We start from the raw sequence: 21,125 nt of genomic DNA on the forward strand, positions 1-21,125 counted from the left end.
GTGCAAATGTATAAAGTTTTTGTTAACGATAAGCCACTTTTTTTAACTAACCAGGTGGAAAAAGAAACCGACTTCAAATTGTTTCTTTTAGAGAGTGTTGATATTGAGCAGCTTATTATAAGAATGTTTAATAACAAGGTTAAAAAAGCCTTTTTATATCACCCCGATGAAAAGGAGACTTTAAAGAAGCTTAAAGAGAAAATTCCGGTGGCGAAGGCCGGAGGCGGACTCGTATACAACAAAAAAGGGGAGGTGCTTTTTATTTTCAGGAACGGAAAATGGGATCTGCCTAAAGGCGGAATTGAAAAAGGTGAGGGCATTGAAGATGCTGCCATACGTGAGGTGGAGGAAGAAACCGGCGTAAAAAACCTTAAGATTACCCAAAAACTGCAAAAAACATATCACGTTTTTAAAAGGAATGGTAGCTATAAGCTAAAGGTTACCCATTGGTATGAAATGAAAACCGATTACAAGGGTAAACTACAGGGACAGGAAAACGAAGGTATTGAAAAGGTAGCATGGCTTAACCCGGAAGAGATTAAGGAAGCGCTAACCAACTCATACGAAAACATAAAACTGTTGTTTGAAAACATGAAGGTACCTACGGAAGGATAAAGCCTTAAATGTTTTGTTTACAAACAAAAATATTTCTTACAAATGAAAAAAAACAGGCCTTGAGCCTGTTTTTTTATTTTACTTTTCTGTAAACAGGGTATTGTAAATGTGATTTTTCGTAGTAAACAGAGTGTCTGTAAATCCAGTCCAGCTGGGCTTCACCATTTTCAGAAAAGGCTTTGTCTTCTGCTTTCTTTTTTTCGAAGGCTGCTTTCAGTGTAGCATCTTCATTTAGTAATCGTGCAGCAGTGTCTTCAAACACATAAGCAGAGAAATATTCCTTTTGCTGTAGTATAGCGTCAAAAAAGTTCCAGTTAAAATAGGAGTCAGGTGCTTGTGGTTCTAATGTTTCCAGCAGGTATTTAACGCCCGGTTGCTGAGTGTTTATTACAAAGTCGCCTTTATGGAACAGTACTTTTTCGGTGGTTACTGTAACTTCAGTACTGTTGTGTGGGTAATGTCCTTCATAAGCCGTTTTACTTGTTTTATAGTCAGCTATACGGTAGCTTTCCACCTCAATCTCGGTATCGTTTTCCAGTGGTTGCATTTTAATACCGTTAAGCTGTAAAAGCTCTATGGCGTTCCACCATGTTTTTGGAATAATATACGCCTGTGGTATTACCACTTCGGTTACCGGATTGTACTCCTGATAGTACGGAATGGTTTTTGTAAACGGTTTGGATCTGTCGTAAAATAACCTTGGCTGCCCTGATATTTCACTTGGTCTGTAGCCACCCTCATATCCTAAAAATTCCAGTTGGGTAACTTTGGTTTTGTCAAGTTTCCAAAACAGGGTATATTTCATGCCCGGTTTGTAATTGTTCAGGTTATCGGTGCGTAGTTTTTTAATCTTTTTATAGTTCTTTTCTATATAATCTATAGAGGCTACCATGTAATCATAAGTAACCTTAACACGCGGAGCATAATCCTTTAGCATATGCGTTTCGGGCATAGATCCTACAGTATTGAACGTGGAGGCATATCCGGTAGAATATCTTGGGTAATCCATAAACTGTTCAAAACCACCATCGGGTTTTTGGTCGTGTATGTTTACATAGGGAGTAGCTTCGGTTCCCTGTTTTTTCAAGTCGTTCAGTATGGTTGCCATCATCTCATCCTTAAAAAACCGACCCAGTTCTCCGCCCAGTTTCTGGTGGTGTGTAGCTATGTAGGTAAAGGTGTATTGGTAGTCGGCACCATTACTAACGTGGTTATCTATAAACACATCAGGATTTACCTTTTGGAAAATTTCGGCAAAGCTCCTGCTGTTTCGGGTGTCTGATTTCAGGAAGTCCCTGTTAAGGTCATAATTACGGGCATTTCCCCTAAAACCATAACTCTCAGGTCCGTTTTGATTAGCACGCGTGTGCGAATTACGATTAAGTGCACCGCCTATGTTGTACACGGGTATGTTAACAATAACCGTATTTTCAGGTGTTTTTAGTTTCCCGGTGGCAAGGTCACGGTACAGCATCATTGTGGCATCAATACCGTCGGGCTCTCCCGGGTGGATACCATTGTTTAAAAGCAGTACAGCTCTGTTTTTATGAATGGTGTTGAAATCAAAGCTTTTCTCGGGGTCAAAAATCACAATATGTAAAGGCTCGCCACTATCGGTTAATCCCATAGGGACCATTTGAATAGTTTCAAAGCTGTCGTCAAGCATTTTAAAATAGGCGATGGTTTCGGTATAAGTTGCCGTTTGGTTACCATTGCCCTTTTCATACGGAGTTAAGTACATATTGTTTTTTTGTGCCATAAGCTGAAAACTTATCAGTAAGAGTAAAAGCGATTTCTTCATGATTTTTATTTTGTTCTTACCGAGTCGGGCACCAAAATGGTGTAGTCTCCGCCGTTGCGCAGTACGTCCCTCACAATGCTCGAACTGATGTATGATGTTTTTGCCGCTGTAAGCAGGAATACCGTTTCTATTTTAGAAAGCTCCCTGTTGGTGTGGGCAATAGCCTTTTCAAACTCAAAGTCGGCAGGATTTCTAAGCCCTCTAAGTATAAACTGTGCACCCACTTTATGACAAAGGTCTATGGTAAGACCTTCGTAAGTTATCACCTCTACCTTTGGCTGATCTTTAAAAGCCTCCTCAATAAAACGTTTACGTTCTTCCAGCGGGAACATGTATTTTTTTTCGGCATTAACCCCTATGGCTACAATAACCTTATCAAAAAGCTTAACGCCTCTTTTAATAATATCATAGTGACCAAGGGTAATAGGATCAAACGACCCGGGAAATACTGCTGTTTTCATATTTTTATTTTTTTGCCAAAGCCTGTTCTATGGCATTATCAAATAGCTGTGGTAAAGTTATACCTGCCTCGCGCGCCTGTTGTGGCAATATGCTTTCGGCAGTAAGACCGGGTACGGTATTCATTTCAAGCAGATGCGGTTCGTTATTCACGATAATGAATTCACTGCGTGAAAAACCATCCATCTTTAATATCTCATATACACGTTTTGCTACGCTGCTTACCTTTTGTGCCATTTCTTCCGAAATGCGTGCAGGAGTGATTTCCTGCGACTTACCAAGGTATTTTGCTTCGTAGTCAAAAAAGTCATTTTCAGATACTATTTCGGTAATAGGCAGTACGGTAACCACGCCACCGTAGTTAATTACTCCTACAGAAACCTCGGTGCCATCCAGAAAACTTTCTATAATAATTTCGTTATCCTCTTTATAAGCGGTTTCGATAGCCGGTAAAAGTTCCTCTTTGGTTTTTACTTTGGATATACCAAAGCTCGACCCCGATCGGTTTGGTTTTACAAAACACGGAAGCCCCACTTTATCTATAATAGCCTGCTCGTTTATCTCATCGCCCAGATTAAGGTAATGCGATACGGCAGTTTTAATTCCGTATGGTTTTAAAACCGAAAGCATATCCCTTTTGTTAAAGGTTAATGCCGCCTGATAAGGTTCGCATGAGGTTTGCGGAATGTTTAACAACTGTAGGTAAGCCTGCATAAGTCCGTCTTCTCCCGGTGTGCCGTGAATAGCATTGAATACCACATCAAACACAATTTTTTTCCCGTTATACTCAACAGAGAAATCGTGTTTATTTACCAGGTATTCGTTATCATCTTCATCCGCCATTACCCATTTGTCCTTCAGGATGTGCAGGCGGTAGGCATTATATTTTGTTTTGTCCAGATTTTGGTACACGATATTCCCGCTTTTAAGGGAAATTTGATATTCACTGGAATATCCGCCCATGATAATGGCAACATTTTTCATTCTAACTGCGTTAAATATTAGGTTTTGCTAACACAAAAATATCATTATTTGTGTAAACTTATAAAGTTTAGTATTATTTATATCTTTGCCAAAAATCATAGTAGATGAGCCTTAAAAACTTTTTGACCAGTAAAGCATTTTTAAAGCAGATAATTATAGCCGTTGTAATTACTGTTTTACTTGTAATTGCCGTTATGAAATGGCTTAATTATTACACCAATCACGATCAGAAAATCCCTGTGCCTGACCTGACCAAACAAACGGTTGATAAGGCCGAAAAAGAGCTCGAAGCCCTTATGCTTAACTATGTGATTTTAGATACTGTAGATTACAGACCTGATTTCCCTCCGTACTCTATTGTACAGCAGGATCCGTTACCTAAGGTGAACGTAAAGGAAAACAGGAAAATATACATTAAGCTTAATGCCGGAGGATATAACGATATTGACCTGCCTGAGCTGGTACAGAAAACAAAACGTTCTGCCGAGTCTATCCTGAAAAGCGTTGGGCTTGAAGTAGGGGAGATAACCTACAAACCATACCTTGCAGAAGATGTTGTACTTGAGGTAAGGCAAAAAGGTAAAAGGCTAAGTGCCGGAGATAAGGTTAAAAAGGCATCTAAGGTAGACCTTGTACTGGGTGACGGTAAAACCGGTTACCACATTTCAGATGAAGACAGGGCTAACATGCCATGAACTTCACAAGATAAATAATATACACCAAAAATAAATAATGAGTCAGGTTATAACAGAGCAGGAACCGGAAGATGAGCTATATGAGCACTATCGCTTTGAGGCAGGAAAGGGACAGGCACCGCTTAGAGTAGATAAGTTTTTAATGAACCTTGTGGAAAATGCCACGAGGAACAAAATACAGCAGGCAGCTACAGCAGGGAATATTTATGTGAATGATGTTCCTGTAAAATCCAATTACAAGGTTAAGGCTAATGATGTAGTGCGTGTACTACTGGAGCATCCGCCTTATGAATACCTTTTGGAGCCGGAAAACATTCCGCTTAACATAGTGTATGAAGACGACCAGTTGCTTATTGTGAATAAGGAGCCTGGTATGGTTGTGCACCCGGGGCACGGTAATTATAGTGGTACGCTGGTAAATGCACTGGCTTACCATTTTGAAAACCTGCCAATGAACAGTAGCGAAAGACCTGGACTGGTACACCGAATTGACAAGGATACATCGGGGCTTTTGGTTATTGCCAAAACCGAACAGGCCATGTCACACCTAACTAAGCAGTTTGCCGATAAGACTTCTGAAAGGGAATATATCGCACTGGTTTGGGGTAATGTAGCCGAAGATGAAGGTACTATTGAAGGTAATATAGACAGGCATTTAAAGGACAGAATGCAAATGGCGGTTTATCCTGACGGAGAGCAGGGAAAACACGCTGTAACGCATTATAAAGTACTGGAGCGCCTGGGGTATGTAACCCTTGTGTCATGCCGACTGGAAACGGGGCGTACCCACCAGATACGTGTACACATGAAGTACATAGGGCATACCCTGTTTAACGATGCCCGTTATGGCGGAGACAAAATACTAAAGGGTACTACGTTTACCAAATACAAACAGTTTATTGATAACTGCTTTAAAATATTACCAAGACAGGCACTGCATGCCAAGACACTTGGTTTTGAACACCCTACCACAAAAGAGTTTATGCGTTTTAACAGTGAACTGCCTGCAGATATGGTAGAATGCCTTGATAAATGGAGAACTTACTCTAAATCGCATACTGCTGACGAAGAGGAATAGTATGTGGTTTGTTGATTTGGTTATTTGTTGATTTGAAATCGATATTAACTGTCATTTCGACGAAGGAGAAATCTCAAACAAGAATCTAAAAAATAAAAAAACTCCCAACTGTAACGGTTGGGAGTTTTTTATTGAAAAAACCTGCAACCCTTTAAAGGGATTGCAGGTTTAAGGAAACATATATAAAAGTAAACTAATTACTGTTTGATAAACTGAAGTTCGATAGCAAGTTTTACTTCTTCACCTACAAGAACACCACCTGCTTCAAGAGCTGAGTTCCAGTTAAGCCCCCAGTCTTTACGGTTTATTTTACCTGTAATAGAGAAACCTGTTTTTGTATTTCCCCAAGGGTCTTTTGCCAGTCCGCCAAACTCTACGTCAAGTTTTACCGGTTTTGTAACACCATGTAAAGTAAGGTCTCCTTTAAGAGTGTATTCTCCTTCGTCTTCTTTTGTGAATGAAGTAGCCGAGAAAGTTAACTGCGGGAACTCTGCAGCGTCAAAAAAGTCGGCGCTTAAAAGGTGAGCATCCCTGTCGGCACTACCTGTAGTGATAGAATCTACTTCTGCTGTAAACTCCATTTTAGCGTTTTCAAAGTTGTCACCGTTAGTTTCGATATAAGCGTCAAATTTTTGGAAACTACCTGAAACGTTAGTAAACATCATGTGTTTTACTTTAAATCCTATTTCTGAATGCGAAGGGTCTATTACCCATTTTGTTGTAGACATAATTTTTAATATTTAATTGTTATTGATTTTGTATTATTAAGTTACGTAAAATTAAATTGTCATAGGAACTTCCATTAATAATATTTCGGCATTGTCGCTCAAAGCTTCAATGGCAATGCTGTTAGTATTCCAAATGCCCAGTCCGTCCCTGTGGTTTAGTGCTATATTGTTAAGTTTAAAGTCACCGTTTAGCACAAAAGCATAAACACCGTTGCCTTTTTTCTTAAAGTCGTATTTTAAGCTTTTGTTCTTATCAAATTTCCCTAAGTGGAACCATGCATCCTGATGTATCCATACGCCGGCATCATCGGGGTTTGGGGAAAGTATCTGTTGCAGTTTATTGTGTCTTTCTTCCGCTTTAAGCGTTATCTGGTCGTATCTTGGTGTTACATTCCTTTTATTAGGGTATACCCAAATTTGAAGGAACTTGGTAAGCTTGTCTTTATTTTTGTTGTATTCGCTATGGTAAATTCCGGTGCCGGCACTCATTACCTGTATATCCCCGTTTTTAATGACAGCAGTGTTACCCATACTGTCCTTGTGTTCCAAATCGCCTTCAAGCGGAATGGAAATAATTTCCATATTATCGTGAGGGTGAGTGCCAAAGCCCATTCCGGGATCTACACGGTCGTCGTTTAAAACCCTTAGTACACCAAAGTGCATCCTGTCGGGGTTATAATAGTTAGCAAAACTAAATGTATGATGCGAATCCAGCCACCCGTGATTGGCATGCCCGCGGGTATTGGCTTTATGTAGTACAGTACTTTCGTTAATTTTAGTATCCTCGTTAGGCAAATGGTTGTAGCCTATAGGGTCTAACGGTTTTATTTCGTCTATATCGTTATTAAGTGTATCTCCAACTGTAGATGAAGCAACAAACATCCCGGTGCCCATCAGTCCTTTTTTTATAAAATCTTTACGGTTCATAGTAGTGGTTGTTTTAATATTACAGTACAAAGTTGCGTAATACTAAAACCCAAAACATTGAACTAGGACAAGAAATACATTTTAACCGAAAGTTATTGATCTAAAGTCTGTACTTAGTTTTTGGCAATCTTGGCTCTTACCTTACTAAGGAACTCGGCCGATATGCCCAGGTAAGAAGCAATGTAGTGTTGTGCCACACGCTGGGGCAGTGAAGGGTAGTGGTCTAAAAACTCAAGGTATTTGTCCATTGCTGTTTTTGCGATGGTATTAAAAAGCCTGTCCTGAGTAACGGAAAGGTTGCGGTACAGTAATATCCTGAAAGCCCTTTCAAAGCGCGGAGCCTGTTTAAAAAGTTCTTCTTTAGATTCAGGAGAGAAAATAAGCAGTTCACAATCTTCCAGTGTTTCTATAAAGGTATGGCTGGGTCTGTCTTCATATATACTGAAAGAGATGTCGCTAACCCACGAGTTTTCTATAGCGAACTGTAATATAACCTCGTGTCCGTTAGAGTCAATATAATATTTACGGATACATCCCTTAATTACAAAAGCCTCAAAGTTGCACATTTCACCCTCATGCAGCATTATGGTTTTTTTAGGAACTTCTCTGTATTCCAGTTGGGAGTTTAAAATATCAAGCTCTTCCTTGCTAAAGGTCACATAGCGGCTAATGCTCTCGTTAATTTGGGAATACCTGTCCATAAATGTGTAGTGTTTACAACAAATATAGATGATTTACAGGTACAAAAAAAGAGCTGCCTTAAAAGTAGAATGTACTGTTTTTCCATTTTGACCTTGTAGAGGAATCTTTTAATCGTTTATCAGAGATTTTTCGACTTCACTGCGTTTCGCTCAAAATGACAATACTTTTAAGACAGCTCTTTGTTTAATTACTTTCGGGAGTTGGTTCCCATAGTTCTATTTTATTACCGTCGGGGTCATAAACCCATGCAAATTTTCCCATCGACATTTCTTCACGGTGTTCGTCAATCTTTACACCGTCGGCTTTTAATGTTTCAATAAACTCATCCAGTCCTTCAACCCTAAAGTTTACCATAAACTGTTGCGGTTCGCTAAAATATTTGGTATCGGCCTTAAAAGGAGCAAATACAGTAGTTCCGGCTTCGGTTTTCCACACTTCACCACTACCTACGGTTTTAATGCCAAAATACTTTTCATACCATTTGCTTAAAGCAACATGGTCTTTTGATCGGAAAAATAATCCGCCTATTCCTATGACTTTAGCCATGATTTAAGTTCGTCAGTATTATTTTTTGATTTCTTACGAAGTATTGCTGCAGCTATTAGCGAAAACAGTAACCCAATTGGTAAAATTTCCATGTAAGTATACAGTATTACTACTATAGGGTTTTTATAGGCCTCAACCATCTTTTCGTTTTCGGCAATCTGGAGATTTATTTTTTCTATCGATTCTCCTGCCTGCCTCATATCTTCTACCTGCATGTCGGCATAATGCTGGGCAAAATCAGGAAAAAAGTTATACAGGGCTACAAGCCATACAATAACATAAATGGAAGATGTAATTAACGACATAAGCACACCCATTTTGAAAGCATTACCAAATGAAACAACACCTCCTGCCTGTTTGTCCCTGTAACTTTTAATAGCAACAAAAATTAACGAAAAAGCAACGAACATTGAGGCAAAGCCAATAATCATTCCGTTGGTCATGTCCATGTGTCCCGTTATGCTGCTATACACAAATCCAAGTGTACTTATTACACCTCCTATAAGGCCATAAATGAGAATAGTTTTTTTCATACCTGTATTGTTTTAGTGTTTGTTTATGGTGCAAAAATGAATAATATCACACAAAACTGCCTCATCCTTTCGGGTGATTTTACTGTCTTTTATAAAATTACAACTTTTAGGTGATATGTGCTAAGGTATGATGCTCAGTGTTTTAGCTTTGTCTACGGCTTGGGTACGCCTTTTTACTTCCATTTTTTCAAAAAGTTTGCCCGAATGTGTCTTGACCGTGTTTAGGGATACAAAAAGCTGGTTGGCAATTTCCTGATTGCTCATTCCTTTTGCCATAAGTTCTAGTACTTCCAGTTCGCGGGAGGTAAGGTTGAGGTTGTCCAGTTCTTTTTGGTTACGCTCAAACTGAGGGGATGGGGTAACGTATACTTCTACCTCTTTCTCTATTACAATTGTTTTTGCTTTGGGTTTAAACAGTTTTAAAGTAAGCCAAACCCCAAGCCCTGTAAAAATAACAGCGATGATGCCAATGTAAATATCGAGCGAAGTGCTTAGTATTAAAAAACGAAATTCCAGCCAGCGCAGCAGTAAAAGTAGCAACGCAAGGCTGGAACCGTATAGTATAGCGCCTTTATGTTTTTTAATTGCCTTGATCATCAGGGCAAATATAAAAACTATTTTTCTTCTTCAAGACCTAAGGCATCCCTCAACATTTTTTCAAAGTTGGCATCTGATGGTCGCGGAAATTGTGAATTTACAAAATTCCCGTCCGGATCAATCAGTATAAAACGAGGTATGCTTTGAGTGTTATATTCCTTACTGAATTTGGAAATATCATTAATATGTAGCTGTAGTACTGATTTAGACCTGTTATTAACCTCTACATACCAGTCTTCTATTCTTCTGTCCATACTTACAGCAACAAACTGTACAGGCTGATCTTTGTATTTAATAGCCATTTTCTCAAAGCTAGGGCGCTCCCTTTCACAAGGTCCGCACCAGGTAGCCCAAACATCCATAACCACATATTTACCTTTTAGTTCGTTTAGGGTATATACTTTTTGGTCTTTATCAATGGCTTCAAATTGTGGAGCTGCTTTTCCTGCTTCAAGGCTGGCATATAGTTTATTGGTTGCATTTAGGTTAGCAATATAGTTGGTTTGAGTAAACAAACCACTGTATTTTGCCAGGGTGTTGTTTCTTTCTTCATTGTTGGATGCTTCCTTAATACTTTTATCTAACTGCCAGTACAACATTTTGTCCCTAAAACTACCTTTTTCCATCTTTTCAATGGCCTGTAGTGTTTTAGTATTTTCGTCTACCTCTTCTTTATTCTCGGCAATTATTTGTGATTTTAAATACCTAAAATAATCTTCATTACTTAATAGCCCTTCATCGTTAAGAGGTACAGTTGCAATCATTTCTTTGATTTCTTCTGTAGGTTCTGTTTTTTCTTCAGGGTATAATGCCTTACGTTTTTTTACAAAATCATTCCAGTAATTAAGGTAAGTAATGGTTAATAGCCTTTTATTTTGAAGTTTATAGTCTTCACGCGGAACATAATTATCAACCGTTTTAAAATTATCCGATTTGTTGATGCTTTCTTTCCATTCTGAAATCAGGTCGTCAATAAACTTAGCAGGCTTGTCAAGATTACGGTTTTGGTCTAAGCCATAAGCGACAGAACTCCATGATATGTTTTCCTTTTTATTTTTTGCATACTGGTTTTCTGCAACTCTGGTACCATAGTAATCAATTTCTCCATTTTCTTTGTTAATTCTTAACTTTACAAAAAGACTGTCCTTGTTGCTCAAAATAACATTGGCTACGTTTTGACCTATTTTAAGATGATAGATATCAAGAGGGAAATCATTATTTACTACCTGATGAAATTTACCATCACTAATATTTATTTCGGCAAGTGTATCACCCATAAAGTTATCTGCCAGGTATATTTTATCTATAGGGGTAGTACTTTCTATCGTACCACTAATTACCGTTTTTGAGTAGGGTGACATAGTATTTGGTGTTGTCATGTACCAAATTGCACCACCAAAAACAATCAGTACTCCTGCTAATGCTCCTATTCTTGTACCGGGGCTTACAAAAGCTCTTTTTATACTTTTAAATTTATACCACATAAAGCCTATGTAAAGTACAATGAAGCTGCTTAGTACACTTATAATTTCCGAATAGGTAATCCAATACCCCAGGTCACTTCCTTTAGTATAATTACCTACCTTTTTTAATGTTTCCAGCGGAAACCAGCTAGGGAATGCCTTAAAGTTAACGGCTATCATGTACCCCAATAAAAGGAAAAGCCCAATTAGCATAGACCATATAAAGCTAGGCAGTAAGACTGATACAGCATATTGTACCGAAGCAAATAATAAGGCGGCAAGCAACATTCTTACCATGAGCCAAAAAGAAAGGCCAAAATCAAAACTTATACTAGCATTTTCAGGCATATCTATAAATAAGCTAATAAGCACCGATCCAAGATATGATGCAGCAATAAAGGTTAAAATCGAAACAAAAGTCACTAAAATTAGCTGAGTGTATTTTGCAAAGTATATGGATGTTTTCTTTAAAGGCTGTGTTTCCATTAGCTGCCAGCCTCCGTTTTTATGGTCAAGCTGTGTTAGCCTGCTGGCAGAAATAAGTATTAGCAATGGTAAAAAGAAATCAGTAAATGAGCTGGTTATCATTTCCAGCGTTTGCGCATATATGTTATAAGGTAACCCCGGTTGTGAAGTTTCATTTTGAGTAATAAAAGCTATCGCATATATTAACGGAATAAATGCCCCGAGTATGATGGCGGTAAGATATACTCCCGTTTTTTTTCTTTTAAGGTGTTCTGCCTTTAGGGCAGTTATAAAGTTTTGCATTATGATATGTGTTGGTAAGGTTATAATTAGTTTACAAGTGCCATGAACCACTCTTCAAGGCCGTCAAGGATTTTAATCTCATAAATCTCGGCACCTTTATTTACAAGCTCTTTTGTAAATACGGGAATCTCCTCGCGGTTTTGAAGCTCAAGGGAAAACTGTGTGTTATTGTCCATTTGTACGGTAGGGTTTTCCTTTACCAGTTCATCATACCAGCGCTGGGCATCTTTTACAGTGATACGTATTTTACACAGTCCTGATTTTTTGGAAAGCTCTTCCATAGTGCCCTCAAACTGAATTTTCCCTTTACTGATAATCCCTACATGAGTACACATTTTCTCAATTTCAGCAAGCAGGTGGCTGGAAACGAAAATAGTAACTCCTTTTTCCTTATTAAGCCTTACCAGTAGTTTTCGTATATCCTGTATACCGTTAGGGTCCAGTCCGTTTACAGGTTCGTCCAGTAATAAAAGTTCCGGTTCGTCCAGTAAAGCCATTGCAATCGCCAAGCGCTGCTTCATACCCAGAGAGTAAGCCTTAGCTTTTCTTTTAGCGTCCCTTTGCAGGTCTACCAGCTCCAGTACTTCGTTAATTCTGCTTTCAGGAACATTGCGAAGTTTTGCTATGTACTTCAGGTTATCATACCCACTAAGATGAAGGTATAATGCAGGACTTTCCACAAGTGAACCAACACGATCAAAAGCTTTGGGTAGCTGCTGGTCAAGGGGCTTGTTAAAAAGATAAATAGATTTGTCCTGCTGTGGCAGTATACCGGTAAGCAGGCGCATGGTGGTTGATTTTCCTGCTCCGTTAGGACCTAAAAAGCCATAAATAGAACCTTTTGGTATGTTTAGAGAAACATTGTCGAGAGCTTTTCTGTTTTTGGAATAATGAAAAGTAAGGTGCTCTGTCCTTATAATGTAATCTGTCATTTTTTAGTTGGTTAATGGTTTGGCGGAGCATTAAACTACTCCTTTATGTTATACGTATATGTTTTGCCGATAATGTTACAATTACTAACTTTGAAAGATAACAAATTAGTATATGAAAATAGTTATATCTCCCGCAAAATCGCTGGATTTTGACACAAAACTTCCTACAAGAAAACATTCAGAATCTTCCTTTTTATCACAAAGTGAGTTGATACATAGTGTATTAAAAGAAAAGTTGCCGGATGAACTTGGTAAGCTGATGAGTATAAGCAAAAAACTTGCCGATTTGAACTGGCAACGCAATCAGGACTGGCATACGCCCTTTACCACAAAAAATGCAAGACCAGCCGTCTATGCTTTTAACGGAGATGTATACACAGGGCTTGATGCCTATACTATCCCTACCGCAAAGCTTAATAAACTTCAGGATAGTTTAAGGATACTATCAGGACTGTATGGACTTTTAAAACCGCTAGACCTGATACAGCCGTACCGACTGGAAATGGGTACCCAAATGCCGGTTGAAGGAAGTAAAAACCTATATGAGTTTTGGAAAAAGACCATTACCCAGGCTTTGAATGATGAGCTTAAAGACGACGAACTGTTTATTAACCTGGCAAGTAAAGAATACTTTGATGCTGTAGATACAAAAGCGCTTAAAGTACCTGTAATTACTCCGGAGTTTAAGGACTATAAAGACGGTAAACTAAAAATGATAAGCTTTTTTGCCAAAAAGGCTAGGGGGATGATGGTGCGCTATATAATTGACAATAACGTTAGATCCCTAAACGGACTTAAAGGTTTTGACTACGAAGGCTATAAGTTTGATGCCAGCCTATCTAAAGGAAATAAGCTGGTGTTTACAAGGTAATTCCTTATGGAAATACGATTTATTGAAAGGGATGAAAATTCAGCCTCGGTAACATATCACAGAGTAACTAAAGATCAGAAACTTATTTTTGAAGAGGCTTATCTGGAAACCGAATATACATGGACTTTATCAGGATACCTGGGCAAGTGTGACTTATATTCAATGGAATTTTCCCAATATAGAGGTGTTTCACATACTATAGGAGAATTATCTGCAGAATATTTATTGGATTTACTCAACAATGATTATTGTTTTGATTTTGACTATGAGCCAAAGGAAAACGATATTTTAGAGTTTGTATACAACTATAAACTGCCCGATGCAAAGCATATGCCCAAAAGAATAAATATAGAATGTTGGTCTGCTTTTATTTTTACAAAAGGCAAGTGGATTTTTGACAGGTATTATGATGTAAAACTAAAAAGTATTACACAGGGATTTATAAAATTCTTATAGATAAAAAAACTCCGAAGACAGGTCTTCGGAGTTTTTTGTTTGAACACACCAGGTAAAGGTGTAATAACCAAAACAATTTATATATAATCAAATAATTAACCTTTCTTATGTTGATTTGAGTTTCATCATAAAGGCTTTAAAAGCCGGAAATAACTCGCTAAACAAAGGGTTTTCCCTGTTTCTTAGCATTACTTCCCCAAACATTTTAAGTCCTATGGCAAACTCGGCTGTTTCACTATCGCTGCTAAAAAGGTTTTTTTCCTGTAGTATTTTGATAATGTTGAATATGTTATCGTGGTTATCAAATTCAACACTAACGGCTTCCTGCAGTTCGTCACCTTTTGGGTTGTGCGTGTGCTCTAGCGTTACTTTATAATGATTATATTTTGAATTCATTTTTTAGCTGTTTTAAAATTTTAGTGCATGGCTTCGCTCATGTCTACTTTACCCTTACCACGCCTTACAAGCAGTATGAATGGTATACAAAGCAGGAACAAGATGCCCAGATACATAAATACATCCATGTACGACAATATAGTTGCCTGTCTTGTAACATTAAGGTCCAGTAGTTGGTGTGCTTTTGCCAATGCCTCACTGGCAGAAAAACCATTACCCATAAACTTAAGCTGATATTGGTGTACACGTTGCTGTACCTCAAAACTGGCTCCGTTTAAGTGAGATATAAGATCTACTCTGTGTTGCTGCCCGAAACGTGAGATAAATGTGGTAATAATTGCAATACCAAATGAACCTCCTAACTGACGCATCATACCTGTAAAGGCAGCACCCTCACCAATACTTTTACCCTGTAGGGTAGAAAGCGATAGGGTAGTAATAGGTACAAAAAGTAATCCCAGTCCCATACCCCTTAATATAAGTGGCCAAAACATGTGTTCTGCCCCTGTATCGTTTGTGATGATATTGTGCATCCAAAACGTAAAGAAGAAGAAGATAAGGAAACCTAATGCTACCATGTAAGTTTGCGGTATACCTCTTTGTATAAGCTTACCAATAATAGGCATCATAAAAGCTGTTGTCAATGAGCTTGGTATAAGTAATAAACCGGTTTCGAGTGCCGTCCATCCTAAAACAGACTGGGTGTATATAGGTACTATAAATGTAGAGCCATATAAACCGAAACCTAGTATAAAACACATTATGGTACCAATACGCAGGTTACTGTCCTTTAATACGCTGAGGTTTACAATAGGGAACTTGTATGTCATTTCCCTCCATATAAAGGCGAGTAAACCAAATACGGTTACAACACTCAGTGTGACTATTGTACCATTGGCAAACCAGTCATCCTGCTGTCCGTGTTCCAGTACATATTGCAGCGACCCGATAAAGGAGGCAAGGAAAATAATACCCCACCAGTCCACCTGATTGGCTTTCATCTTTTCGCCATACTTAGGGCTCTTTACATAAATCAGCGTAAGCAGGGTTGCAATAATACCCAGAGGTACGTTGATGTAAAATATATAAGGCCATGAATAATTATCTACAATGTAACCTCCCAGTGGCGGACCCAATGTAGGCCCCACAATTACACCCATACCATATATGGCCTGTGCCATACCTCTTTTCTCGGCAGGGTAACTCTCGGTAATAATGGTTTGTGCCGTTACAAGTAGTGCACCACCACCCATACCCTGTATGAACCTGAATAATACAAGCTCCCAGATATTGGTAGCATTACCACATAAAAATGATGCTACGGTGAATACTACAATAGATACGGCAAAATAGTTTCGACGGCCAAACTGTTGTGACAGCCAGCTCGTCATTGGTATAATAATTACGTTAGCGATGGCATAAGCGGTAATTACCCAGGCAATATCAGTAAGCGTTGCCCCAAGGCTACCGCGCATTTCATTTAGCGCTACGTTGACAATGGTAGTATCTACAATTTCAAGCAGGGCACACAGTACCGCGGTAATGGTAATAATTACCCGCCTAAAGCCATATTCTACCAGGCTGTCATCCTGTGTTACTGTTGCTGCCATATTATTTTAAGTGTACATCTACTTCAACGTTCATTCCGGGACGAAGCAGGTCTACTTTTTCTTTCGCGTTATTTTCAGTTAAATTGATTTTTACAGGTAGTCTCTGTACTGTTTTTACGAAGTTACCCGTAGCATTATCAGGAGGTAATAGAGAGAATTTTGCTCCTGTTGCAGGCGAGAATGATGTAATAACACCTTCAAACTCAATATCAGGATAAGCATCTACTTTAATACCTACTTTTTGTCCGGCTCTCATTTTGTTAAGCTGAGTTTCCTTAAAGTTGGCAACTACCCATGTTTCGCTGTGATCTGTAATATAGAATAACGCCTGACCCGGAGCTACAAGTTGTCCCGGTTGTATATCAACAGCCGATATTTGTCCGTTTACAGAAGCTGTAACTACTGTATAACCTAAGTTAAGTTCGGCAGCATTAAGTGCAGCCCTGGCACGCTCAATATTGGCAGCAGCAACTTCCGTTTGCTTGTTGGATACATTTGATTTTGAAATAATCGCATTTTTCTGGTAGTTGCTGGCCGCCTGTTGTTGCTCAAGTACTTTCAGTTGGGCTTCCGCCTCCTGCTTAGCAGCTTGCGCCTGCTCAAATTGCTGTTTAGTTATTGAGTGGTTTTTATATAAGTTCTCATAACGCTCAAAGTCGTTATTAGCTCTCCATAATCTTACTTTAGCAGCCTCTATGTTACCTTTTGTAGACTGTAAATTAGCATCAGATACCGATACGTTTGCTGTAGCACTACCTACATCTGCCTTTGCAACGGCAAGGTTACCTTCGGCAGCTAAAAGAGCAGCTTTAGCCTCTTCTACCTTAACGATGTAGTCATTATTATCTATAACAAAAAGGGTATCACCTTTTTTTACATAATCGTTGTCTTTTACATATACCTTAGTGATGTAACCTGTTACTCGGGGTATAATAGGGCTCATGTTTCTTTCTACCTGTGCATCATCTGTAGTTTCGTGAGCAAGGGAGTGTAAATATTTATAAGTACCATATGTAGCACCCACGGCAACAAGTACTATAAGTATGATAAGAAACTTCTTGTTTGTTTTCTTTTTTTCCATGAGGAGGTATATTAATTATTTTGTTGAGTAATTTTGAATGAATTGATTAATTTTCCTGAAACGTTAAGCAGTTCGTAGTAACGTTGCGTTATATCTGCTCTTGAGAATGTTTCGTTAAGCTTTGCCTGTAGCTGTTGTACATCGGCCTCTAAAAGGTCGTTAGTATCACTAAGGCCGTTATCGTATTTATCTTTTACAATACGATAATTTTCATCGGCTTGAGTGACAGCTTCAGTATACACTCTGTTTTGCTTAATGGCAAGGTTATAGTTTTCAAGAGACTCCTGTACCTGTACTTTAATCCTGTCGGTAAGTAACTCTACCTGTTGCTTAGTAGCTTCGGCACGGCTTGAAGCCGATTTTATATGCTTACTGTTTTTAAACAGGTTAGACAGGTCGTATGATACACCTACACCAAAGTTAATGGCATTGGTAACCTGGAAAACATTCTTAATATCTACCGCTGCATATCCTCCTAAAAGTGTAACGGTAGGGTAGTAGTCTGCCTGAGCCACTTTTATGTTAGCCTCGCTTGCCTTTTGTTCCCATCTAAGGGCTTCAAGGTCATTTCGCTGGCTAATAGCCTCTTCGGCAGTAACTGCGGTAACCATCTCTTCAGAGTTTTCAAAGTAAGCCGGGTTAGGTTCTACCTGTGTTCCTTCAGGTAACTTTAGCATAGTTACAAGCTGATAGTTAATTGTAGAAACTGTTTTTTTAGCATCCTCTAAAGACAGTTGAATGTTTGATGCCTGCAGCTGTGCTTTAAGAAGGTCGTTACGTGCAATGATACCGTTTTGCTCCATAGCTGTAAAGTCGGTAACACGCTGGTTAGCACTCTTAAGGTTTTCCTCTATAAGTTTAACCGACTGTTGTGCCTTATACAGGTTAGAATAAAGCACTATGGTTTGCATGGCAATTTGCTCTTTAGTGTGTGCAGCATTAAAAGTCTCTGCATTATAAGCATCTTTAGATGCCTCTACACTGTTTTTAAGCTTAAAACCAGAGAACAAAGGCATACCCACGGTAGCCATACCCAGCATAAGCTGGTCTACTTTTGGAGAACCCGATGCTGTTTCGCCATCATTACTGTCGCCGGTAGGTAGTCTAAGTGTAACATTAGGATTAGTTAACCTTTGATATTGACCCGAAAGTTTTACCTCAGGGTAAACGTTATTTTTTACGCTTTCCATTTCAAATTTTGAAGTGGAAACTTTTGTATCGGCAAGATTTGCCTCGGTACTTTGGGTAACTGCCATGCCTATGGCATCATCAAGGCTTAACTGTTTTTTCTCTTGTGCCTGCAGTGTTGCAAACCCCGATATAAACAGTGTGGCTCCCAATAGTAAATTCTTAGTTTTCATGAACTAAAAGGGCTTTAATTGTTTGTTTAATGTGACTCGTTAATTCGTTTTTTATATAGTTTTCGTAGGCTTCATCTGTTTTAATACCCAGTTCTGCCTCAAAAAATGGTCTGTTCATCTGGAAATGCACAAGGGTACCCATAATGGTAGGAGGGATAAGCTCAATGTTTATGTTTGTTTTAAACAAGCCGGATTCCTGTCCTTCCTTTATTATTTTTCTAAAAGCCGCCATATTTTGCTGCTTAACTTCGGCATACGATTTCATGTCCATCAGCCTTTTCTTTGTAGAAAGCTCAAAGTGCAAAATCTGGTACATGCATTTGTTTTTGTTGATGCGCGAAATGTAAAGGTCTATAAGGCGCTCTACCTTTTCAAGCGGGGTAAGGTCTTCCTTGAAAATGTTGTCTAATTGCATTTTCATGTCAGATGTACGGTGCAGAATAAGTGCTTCAAGCATTTTTTCTTTAGACCCGAAGTAATAAGAAATCATAGCAATATTAACCTTTGCGGCTTTTGCTATGCTTCTTATTGATGTCCCGTCAAAACCTTCGCTGGCAAACAGGCTTTCTGCTGCCATGAGGATATCGAGTTGTTTTTCGTTGTATTCTGTCATTGTTTTCCAATTTCAAAATTATAGCACAAAGTTAAACGATTGTTTAAATTAAACGTTTGTTTAATTGTTAGATTAACATGTCATTAACAGAAAACGTTTTAGTACACCAGGGTGTTAAAATTCATACTAACACCTAAAAATATCCCGTTACTATTATATAGCTGATAACCAAATGTTAAATTTATTTTCTCTCTGGCCTATGAAGATTTTAAAAGCCTTACTACTTATCGTAGCCCTATGTAATGCCGCCGGAGTACACGCGCAAAAGGTGTTTGCATCGGCAAAATATACCCAAATGTGCAGTTATTATGGCGAAAAGGTTACGGGCGATATACATGCCTTTAAACCCGATGCAAAAGCCGAAACGGTGATAAAAAACATCATGTCGGTAATTGGGTTAAAAGCCAATTTTGAACTGCGTGCAGCAAATGTACCTAATGCGGCAGCGGTTGTACTAAAAGGTAAACGATACATTTTATACAATCCTAAATTCATGTCGAGCATCAATACCGTAAGTGGTAGTGACTGGGCAGCCGTTAGTATACTGGCACACGAAATAGGGCATCACCTTAACGGGCACACCCTTGATAATGTAGGCAGCAGACCCCAAACCGAACTGGATGCCGATGAGTTTTCGGGATTTGTACTAAACAAATTGGGAGCAAGCCTTACCGATGCTCAGGCAGTTATGGAAACCATAGCCAGTATAAAGGGTTCGCATACGCATCCGCCAAAAAGTGACAGGCTTGTTGCCATAGCAACGGGCTGGACAAGAGCAAACGGAAGCGCTCAGGCAAATATGGCTGCAGTTGCACAGGTAAAAACTACCGCTTCAACGCCAAAACCTGAAACCAGAACTGAAGCTAAACCTGTTGCAAAAGCACCTGTAAAGCCTAAACAGGTAGCGGTTAAAAAGCAACCGACAAGAGCAGAGAAGATTCAGCAAAGTGCTAAATACAATAACAATATTGCCAGTGATGCTTACTTTAGTTCTGATCCTAAAGGGGAGTACTATCTAACCAAAAGAGGAAACCTTGTACAGGTGGATAAAGACAAGGTATATATGGTAGCAAAACTGGTACGTTCTAACAAGGCGGGGTATAAAATGATGCTTACCGATAATGCCGATACTAACCTGTATATAGCTCATGGCGGAGTCCTAATGAACGATTCGGGAAATAAAGTGGGAATTCTTAGGGCAAGGAGGTGATTCTGTGATTTTAATCATTGATTATTTGGCTGAAAAATAGTAAATTAGATGCGGTTTTGATACACATGTCAAAACCGCTTTTTAATTTTTTACGGTTATGCAGTTGAGTATTTTATGGAAGGGGTTGATGTATGACACAGATGAATACTGTGCCGTAAATTATCATGATACAAGCATCATGGTGCATTCTGAAATTGAAGGCTGGGCAAAACGTAAGCCTATATATACCGAATACTGGTTACAGCTTAACAGGGATTGGGAGGTTCAGTCGTTTGAAATAAGTGCCAGTATTGCCGATAACACCTATAAACATGCGCTTTCACTGGATAAAAATGGGCATTGGAAATGTAAAAAGAATTTGCCTCATTTTAATTTTGAGGGCTGTAATTATGTAGATATTTCCATTTCGCCATTTACCAACACACTTCCGGTAAATGGTTTGCACCTTGTCGAGGGTGAAACTACCGAACTAAGTGTTATTTATATTGATGTACTGCAAAATGAAGTGCGCCGTGAACGACAAAAGTATACCCGTTTGGGTAATATGCTGTATCGCTTTGATAACCTGAAAGATTTTGAGGCTGACATTACCGTTGATGCTAACGGACTGGTAATAGATTATCCAGGTATGTTTGAACTGATAAGGGTAAGATAAGTGTGGCGTGATGAGGTTAAAATCTGTAAATTTGTAGAAAAACT

Annotated in this window: 23 protein-coding genes; 7 read left to right on the top strand and 16 right to left on the bottom strand. The window is 38.8% G+C overall.

Going from position 1 to position 21,125, the window contains the following annotated elements:
- The first annotated feature begins 6 nt into the window (after nt 1–6).
- On the top strand, nt 7–615 hold the full coding sequence (locus tag Q763_RS14805) for an NUDIX hydrolase (protein WP_035135723.1): 609 nt from the start codon (nt 7–9) through the stop codon (nt 613–615).
- Between the two features lie 73 nt (nt 616–688).
- Here the strand turns inward: Q763_RS14805 and Q763_RS14810 are convergent, their stop codons facing one another.
- The 3 genes from Q763_RS14810 to Q763_RS14820 are packed head-to-tail and all read right to left on the bottom strand — an operon-like array spanning nt 689 to nt 3,859.
- Nucleotides 689–2,416, bottom strand: coding sequence for a M14 family metallopeptidase (locus Q763_RS14810; protein ID WP_035135726.1), 1,728 nt, complete (start codon nt 2,414–2,416; stop codon nt 689–691).
- A gap of 5 nt (nt 2,417–2,421) precedes the next feature.
- Nucleotides 2,422–2,877, bottom strand: a complete 456-nt coding sequence (coaD, locus tag Q763_RS14815; protein ID WP_035135728.1) for a pantetheine-phosphate adenylyltransferase — start codon at nt 2,875–2,877, stop codon at nt 2,422–2,424.
- 4 nt (nt 2,878–2,881) lie between these two features.
- Entirely contained in the window at nt 2,882–3,859 is a 978-nt protein-coding gene (locus Q763_RS14820) for a D-alanine--D-alanine ligase (RefSeq protein ID WP_035135730.1), read from the bottom strand.
- Between the two features lie 104 nt (nt 3,860–3,963).
- On the opposite strand from Q763_RS14820, the gene Q763_RS14825 reads away from it, so the two are divergent.
- Nucleotides 3,964–4,554: a PASTA domain-containing protein gene (locus tag Q763_RS14825; protein ID WP_035135731.1), complete on the top strand. Its 591-nt coding sequence runs from the start codon at nt 3,964–3,966 to the stop codon at nt 4,552–4,554.
- Between the two features lie 37 nt (nt 4,555–4,591).
- Nucleotides 4,592–5,632 carry an RluA family pseudouridine synthase gene (locus tag Q763_RS14830; protein ID WP_035135732.1) on the top strand — a complete coding sequence of 347 codons (1,041 nt, stop codon included), beginning with the start codon at nt 4,592–4,594 and terminating at the stop codon, nt 5,630–5,632.
- Nucleotides 5,633–5,829: 197 nt separating this feature from the next.
- On the opposite strand, the gene Q763_RS14835 is transcribed toward Q763_RS14830, so the two are convergent.
- The 8 genes from Q763_RS14835 to Q763_RS14870 all read right to left on the bottom strand — a co-directional run bounded on the left by Q763_RS14835 (nt 5,830) and on the right by Q763_RS14870 (nt 12,828).
- On the bottom strand, nt 5,830–6,360 hold the full coding sequence (locus tag Q763_RS14835; protein WP_035135734.1) for a YceI family protein: 531 nt from the start codon (nt 6,358–6,360) through the stop codon (nt 5,830–5,832).
- A gap of 51 nt (nt 6,361–6,411) precedes the next feature.
- The gene (locus tag Q763_RS14840; protein ID WP_035135736.1) at nt 6,412–7,287 is read right to left on the bottom strand and encodes a pirin family protein; all 876 of its coding nucleotides are present in this window, start codon (nt 7,285–7,287) and stop codon (nt 6,412–6,414) included.
- Between the two features lie 113 nt (nt 7,288–7,400).
- Entirely contained in the window at nt 7,401–7,988 is a 588-nt protein-coding gene (locus Q763_RS14845) for a Crp/Fnr family transcriptional regulator (RefSeq protein ID WP_035135738.1), read from the bottom strand.
- A gap of 184 nt (nt 7,989–8,172) precedes the next feature.
- Nucleotides 8,173–8,535 carry a VOC family protein gene (locus Q763_RS14850; protein ID WP_035135740.1) on the bottom strand — a complete coding sequence of 121 codons (363 nt, stop codon included), beginning with the start codon at nt 8,533–8,535 and terminating at the stop codon, nt 8,173–8,175.
- The gene (locus Q763_RS14855; RefSeq protein ID WP_052123464.1) at nt 8,520–9,068 is read right to left on the bottom strand and encodes a DUF4199 domain-containing protein; all 549 of its coding nucleotides are present in this window, start codon (nt 9,066–9,068) and stop codon (nt 8,520–8,522) included. The genes Q763_RS14850 and Q763_RS14855 overlap by 16 nt, the downstream gene beginning before the upstream one ends.
- A gap of 120 nt (nt 9,069–9,188) precedes the next feature.
- Nucleotides 9,189–9,665 carry a response regulator transcription factor gene (locus Q763_RS14860; RefSeq protein WP_035135741.1) on the bottom strand — a complete coding sequence of 159 codons (477 nt, stop codon included), beginning with the start codon at nt 9,663–9,665 and terminating at the stop codon, nt 9,189–9,191.
- Nucleotides 9,666–9,682: 17 nt separating this feature from the next.
- A complete protein-coding gene (locus tag Q763_RS14865; RefSeq protein ID WP_035135743.1) occupies nt 9,683–11,896 on the bottom strand; it encodes a redoxin family protein in 2,214 nt (737 codons plus the stop codon).
- A 26-nt stretch (nt 11,897–11,922) separates the two neighbouring features.
- A complete protein-coding gene (locus Q763_RS14870; protein WP_035135745.1) occupies nt 11,923–12,828 on the bottom strand; it encodes an ABC transporter ATP-binding protein in 906 nt (301 codons plus the stop codon).
- A 112-nt stretch (nt 12,829–12,940) separates the two neighbouring features.
- On the opposite strand from Q763_RS14870, the gene yaaA reads away from it, so the two are divergent.
- Together yaaA and Q763_RS14880 are read left to right on the top strand one after the other, a co-directional pair.
- Nucleotides 12,941–13,699 (top strand): peroxide stress protein YaaA, encoded by a 759-nt coding sequence (gene yaaA, locus Q763_RS14875; RefSeq protein WP_035135747.1) that lies wholly within the window; start codon nt 12,941–12,943, stop codon nt 13,697–13,699.
- Between the two features lie 6 nt (nt 13,700–13,705).
- On the top strand, nt 13,706–14,155 hold the full coding sequence (locus Q763_RS14880) for a hypothetical protein (protein WP_035135749.1): 450 nt from the start codon (nt 13,706–13,708) through the stop codon (nt 14,153–14,155).
- A 105-nt stretch (nt 14,156–14,260) separates the two neighbouring features.
- On the opposite strand, the gene Q763_RS14885 is transcribed toward Q763_RS14880, so the two are convergent.
- From Q763_RS14885 to Q763_RS14905, 5 genes are read right to left on the bottom strand one after another with little or no spacing between them, the layout of a single operon-like run.
- Entirely contained in the window at nt 14,261–14,551 is a 291-nt protein-coding gene (locus Q763_RS14885; RefSeq protein WP_035135750.1) for a DUF3861 domain-containing protein, read from the bottom strand.
- Nucleotides 14,552–14,571: 20 nt separating this feature from the next.
- The gene (locus Q763_RS14890; RefSeq protein WP_035135760.1) at nt 14,572–16,161 is read right to left on the bottom strand and encodes a DHA2 family efflux MFS transporter permease subunit; all 1,590 of its coding nucleotides are present in this window, start codon (nt 16,159–16,161) and stop codon (nt 14,572–14,574) included.
- A 1-nt stretch (nt 16,162) separates the two neighbouring features.
- Nucleotides 16,163–17,242 (bottom strand): HlyD family secretion protein, encoded by a 1,080-nt coding sequence (locus tag Q763_RS14895; protein ID WP_035135762.1) that lies wholly within the window; start codon nt 17,240–17,242, stop codon nt 16,163–16,165.
- A gap of 11 nt (nt 17,243–17,253) precedes the next feature.
- Nucleotides 17,254–18,603, bottom strand: a complete 1,350-nt coding sequence (locus Q763_RS14900) for a TolC family protein (RefSeq protein WP_035135764.1) — start codon at nt 18,601–18,603, stop codon at nt 17,254–17,256.
- On the bottom strand, nt 18,593–19,216 hold the full coding sequence (locus tag Q763_RS14905; RefSeq protein WP_035135766.1) for a TetR/AcrR family transcriptional regulator: 624 nt from the start codon (nt 19,214–19,216) through the stop codon (nt 18,593–18,595). The genes Q763_RS14900 and Q763_RS14905 overlap by 11 nt, the downstream gene beginning before the upstream one ends.
- 199 nt (nt 19,217–19,415) lie before the next feature.
- Here Q763_RS14905 and Q763_RS17580 point away from each other — a divergent pair, with 199 nt between their 5' ends.
- Together Q763_RS17580 and Q763_RS17585 are read left to right on the top strand one after the other, a co-directional pair.
- The gene (locus tag Q763_RS17580) at nt 19,416–20,426 is read left to right on the top strand and encodes a M48 family metalloprotease (protein ID WP_052123465.1); all 1,011 of its coding nucleotides are present in this window, start codon (nt 19,416–19,418) and stop codon (nt 20,424–20,426) included.
- A gap of 97 nt (nt 20,427–20,523) precedes the next feature.
- Entirely contained in the window at nt 20,524–21,081 is a 558-nt protein-coding gene (locus tag Q763_RS17585) for a putative glycolipid-binding domain-containing protein (RefSeq protein WP_084596087.1), read from the top strand.
- The last annotated feature ends 44 nt before the right edge of the window (nt 21,082–21,125 follow it).

Source organism: Flavobacterium beibuense F44-8 (assembly GCF_000769915.1).
GTDB classification, from domain to species: domain Bacteria; phylum Bacteroidota; class Bacteroidia; order Flavobacteriales; family Flavobacteriaceae; genus Flavobacterium; species Flavobacterium beibuense.

What these genes read in the sequence shown, in the direction of transcription:
- coaD (WP_035135728.1), bottom strand. Translation starts at nt 2,877, where the DNA reads ATGAAAACAGCAGTATTTCCCGGGTCGTTTGATCCTATTACCCTTGGT.
- Q763_RS14890 (WP_035135760.1), bottom strand. Translation starts at nt 16,161, where the DNA reads ATGGCAGCAACAGTAACACAGGATGACAGCCTGGTAGAATATGGCTTT.
- Q763_RS14835 (WP_035135734.1), bottom strand. Translation starts at nt 6,360, where the DNA reads ATGTCTACAACAAAATGGGTAATAGACCCTTCGCATTCAGAAATAGGA.
- Q763_RS14895 (WP_035135762.1), bottom strand. Translation starts at nt 17,242, where the DNA reads ATGGAAAAAAAGAAAACAAACAAGAAGTTTCTTATCATACTTATAGTA.
- Q763_RS14870 (WP_035135745.1), bottom strand. Translation starts at nt 12,828, where the DNA reads ATGACAGATTACATTATAAGGACAGAGCACCTTACTTTTCATTATTCC.
- Q763_RS14805 (WP_035135723.1), top strand. Translation starts at nt 7, where the DNA reads ATGTATAAAGTTTTTGTTAACGATAAGCCACTTTTTTTAACTAACCAG.
- Q763_RS17580 (WP_052123465.1), top strand. Translation starts at nt 19,416, where the DNA reads ATGAAGATTTTAAAAGCCTTACTACTTATCGTAGCCCTATGTAATGCC.
- Q763_RS14830 (WP_035135732.1), top strand. Translation starts at nt 4,592, where the DNA reads ATGAGTCAGGTTATAACAGAGCAGGAACCGGAAGATGAGCTATATGAG.
- Q763_RS14840 (WP_035135736.1), bottom strand. Translation starts at nt 7,287, where the DNA reads ATGAACCGTAAAGATTTTATAAAAAAAGGACTGATGGGCACCGGGATG.
- Q763_RS14885 (WP_035135750.1), bottom strand. Translation starts at nt 14,551, where the DNA reads ATGAATTCAAAATATAATCATTATAAAGTAACGCTAGAGCACACGCAC.
- Q763_RS14855 (WP_052123464.1), bottom strand. Translation starts at nt 9,068, where the DNA reads ATGAAAAAAACTATTCTCATTTATGGCCTTATAGGAGGTGTAATAAGT.
- Q763_RS14865 (WP_035135743.1), bottom strand. Translation starts at nt 11,896, where the DNA reads ATGCAAAACTTTATAACTGCCCTAAAGGCAGAACACCTTAAAAGAAAA.
- Q763_RS14820 (WP_035135730.1), bottom strand. Translation starts at nt 3,859, where the DNA reads ATGAAAAATGTTGCCATTATCATGGGCGGATATTCCAGTGAATATCAA.
- Q763_RS14850 (WP_035135740.1), bottom strand. Translation starts at nt 8,535, where the DNA reads ATGGCTAAAGTCATAGGAATAGGCGGATTATTTTTCCGATCAAAAGAC.
- yaaA (WP_035135747.1), top strand. Translation starts at nt 12,941, where the DNA reads ATGAAAATAGTTATATCTCCCGCAAAATCGCTGGATTTTGACACAAAA.
- Q763_RS17585 (WP_084596087.1), top strand. Translation starts at nt 20,524, where the DNA reads ATGCAGTTGAGTATTTTATGGAAGGGGTTGATGTATGACACAGATGAA.
- Q763_RS14825 (WP_035135731.1), top strand. Translation starts at nt 3,964, where the DNA reads ATGAGCCTTAAAAACTTTTTGACCAGTAAAGCATTTTTAAAGCAGATA.
- Q763_RS14810 (WP_035135726.1), bottom strand. Translation starts at nt 2,416, where the DNA reads ATGAAGAAATCGCTTTTACTCTTACTGATAAGTTTTCAGCTTATGGCA.
- Q763_RS14900 (WP_035135764.1), bottom strand. Translation starts at nt 18,603, where the DNA reads ATGAAAACTAAGAATTTACTATTGGGAGCCACACTGTTTATATCGGGG.
- Q763_RS14905 (WP_035135766.1), bottom strand. Translation starts at nt 19,216, where the DNA reads ATGACAGAATACAACGAAAAACAACTCGATATCCTCATGGCAGCAGAA.
- Q763_RS14845 (WP_035135738.1), bottom strand. Translation starts at nt 7,988, where the DNA reads ATGGACAGGTATTCCCAAATTAACGAGAGCATTAGCCGCTATGTGACC.
- Q763_RS14880 (WP_035135749.1), top strand. Translation starts at nt 13,706, where the DNA reads ATGGAAATACGATTTATTGAAAGGGATGAAAATTCAGCCTCGGTAACA.
- Q763_RS14860 (WP_035135741.1), bottom strand. Translation starts at nt 9,665, where the DNA reads ATGATCAAGGCAATTAAAAAACATAAAGGCGCTATACTATACGGTTCC.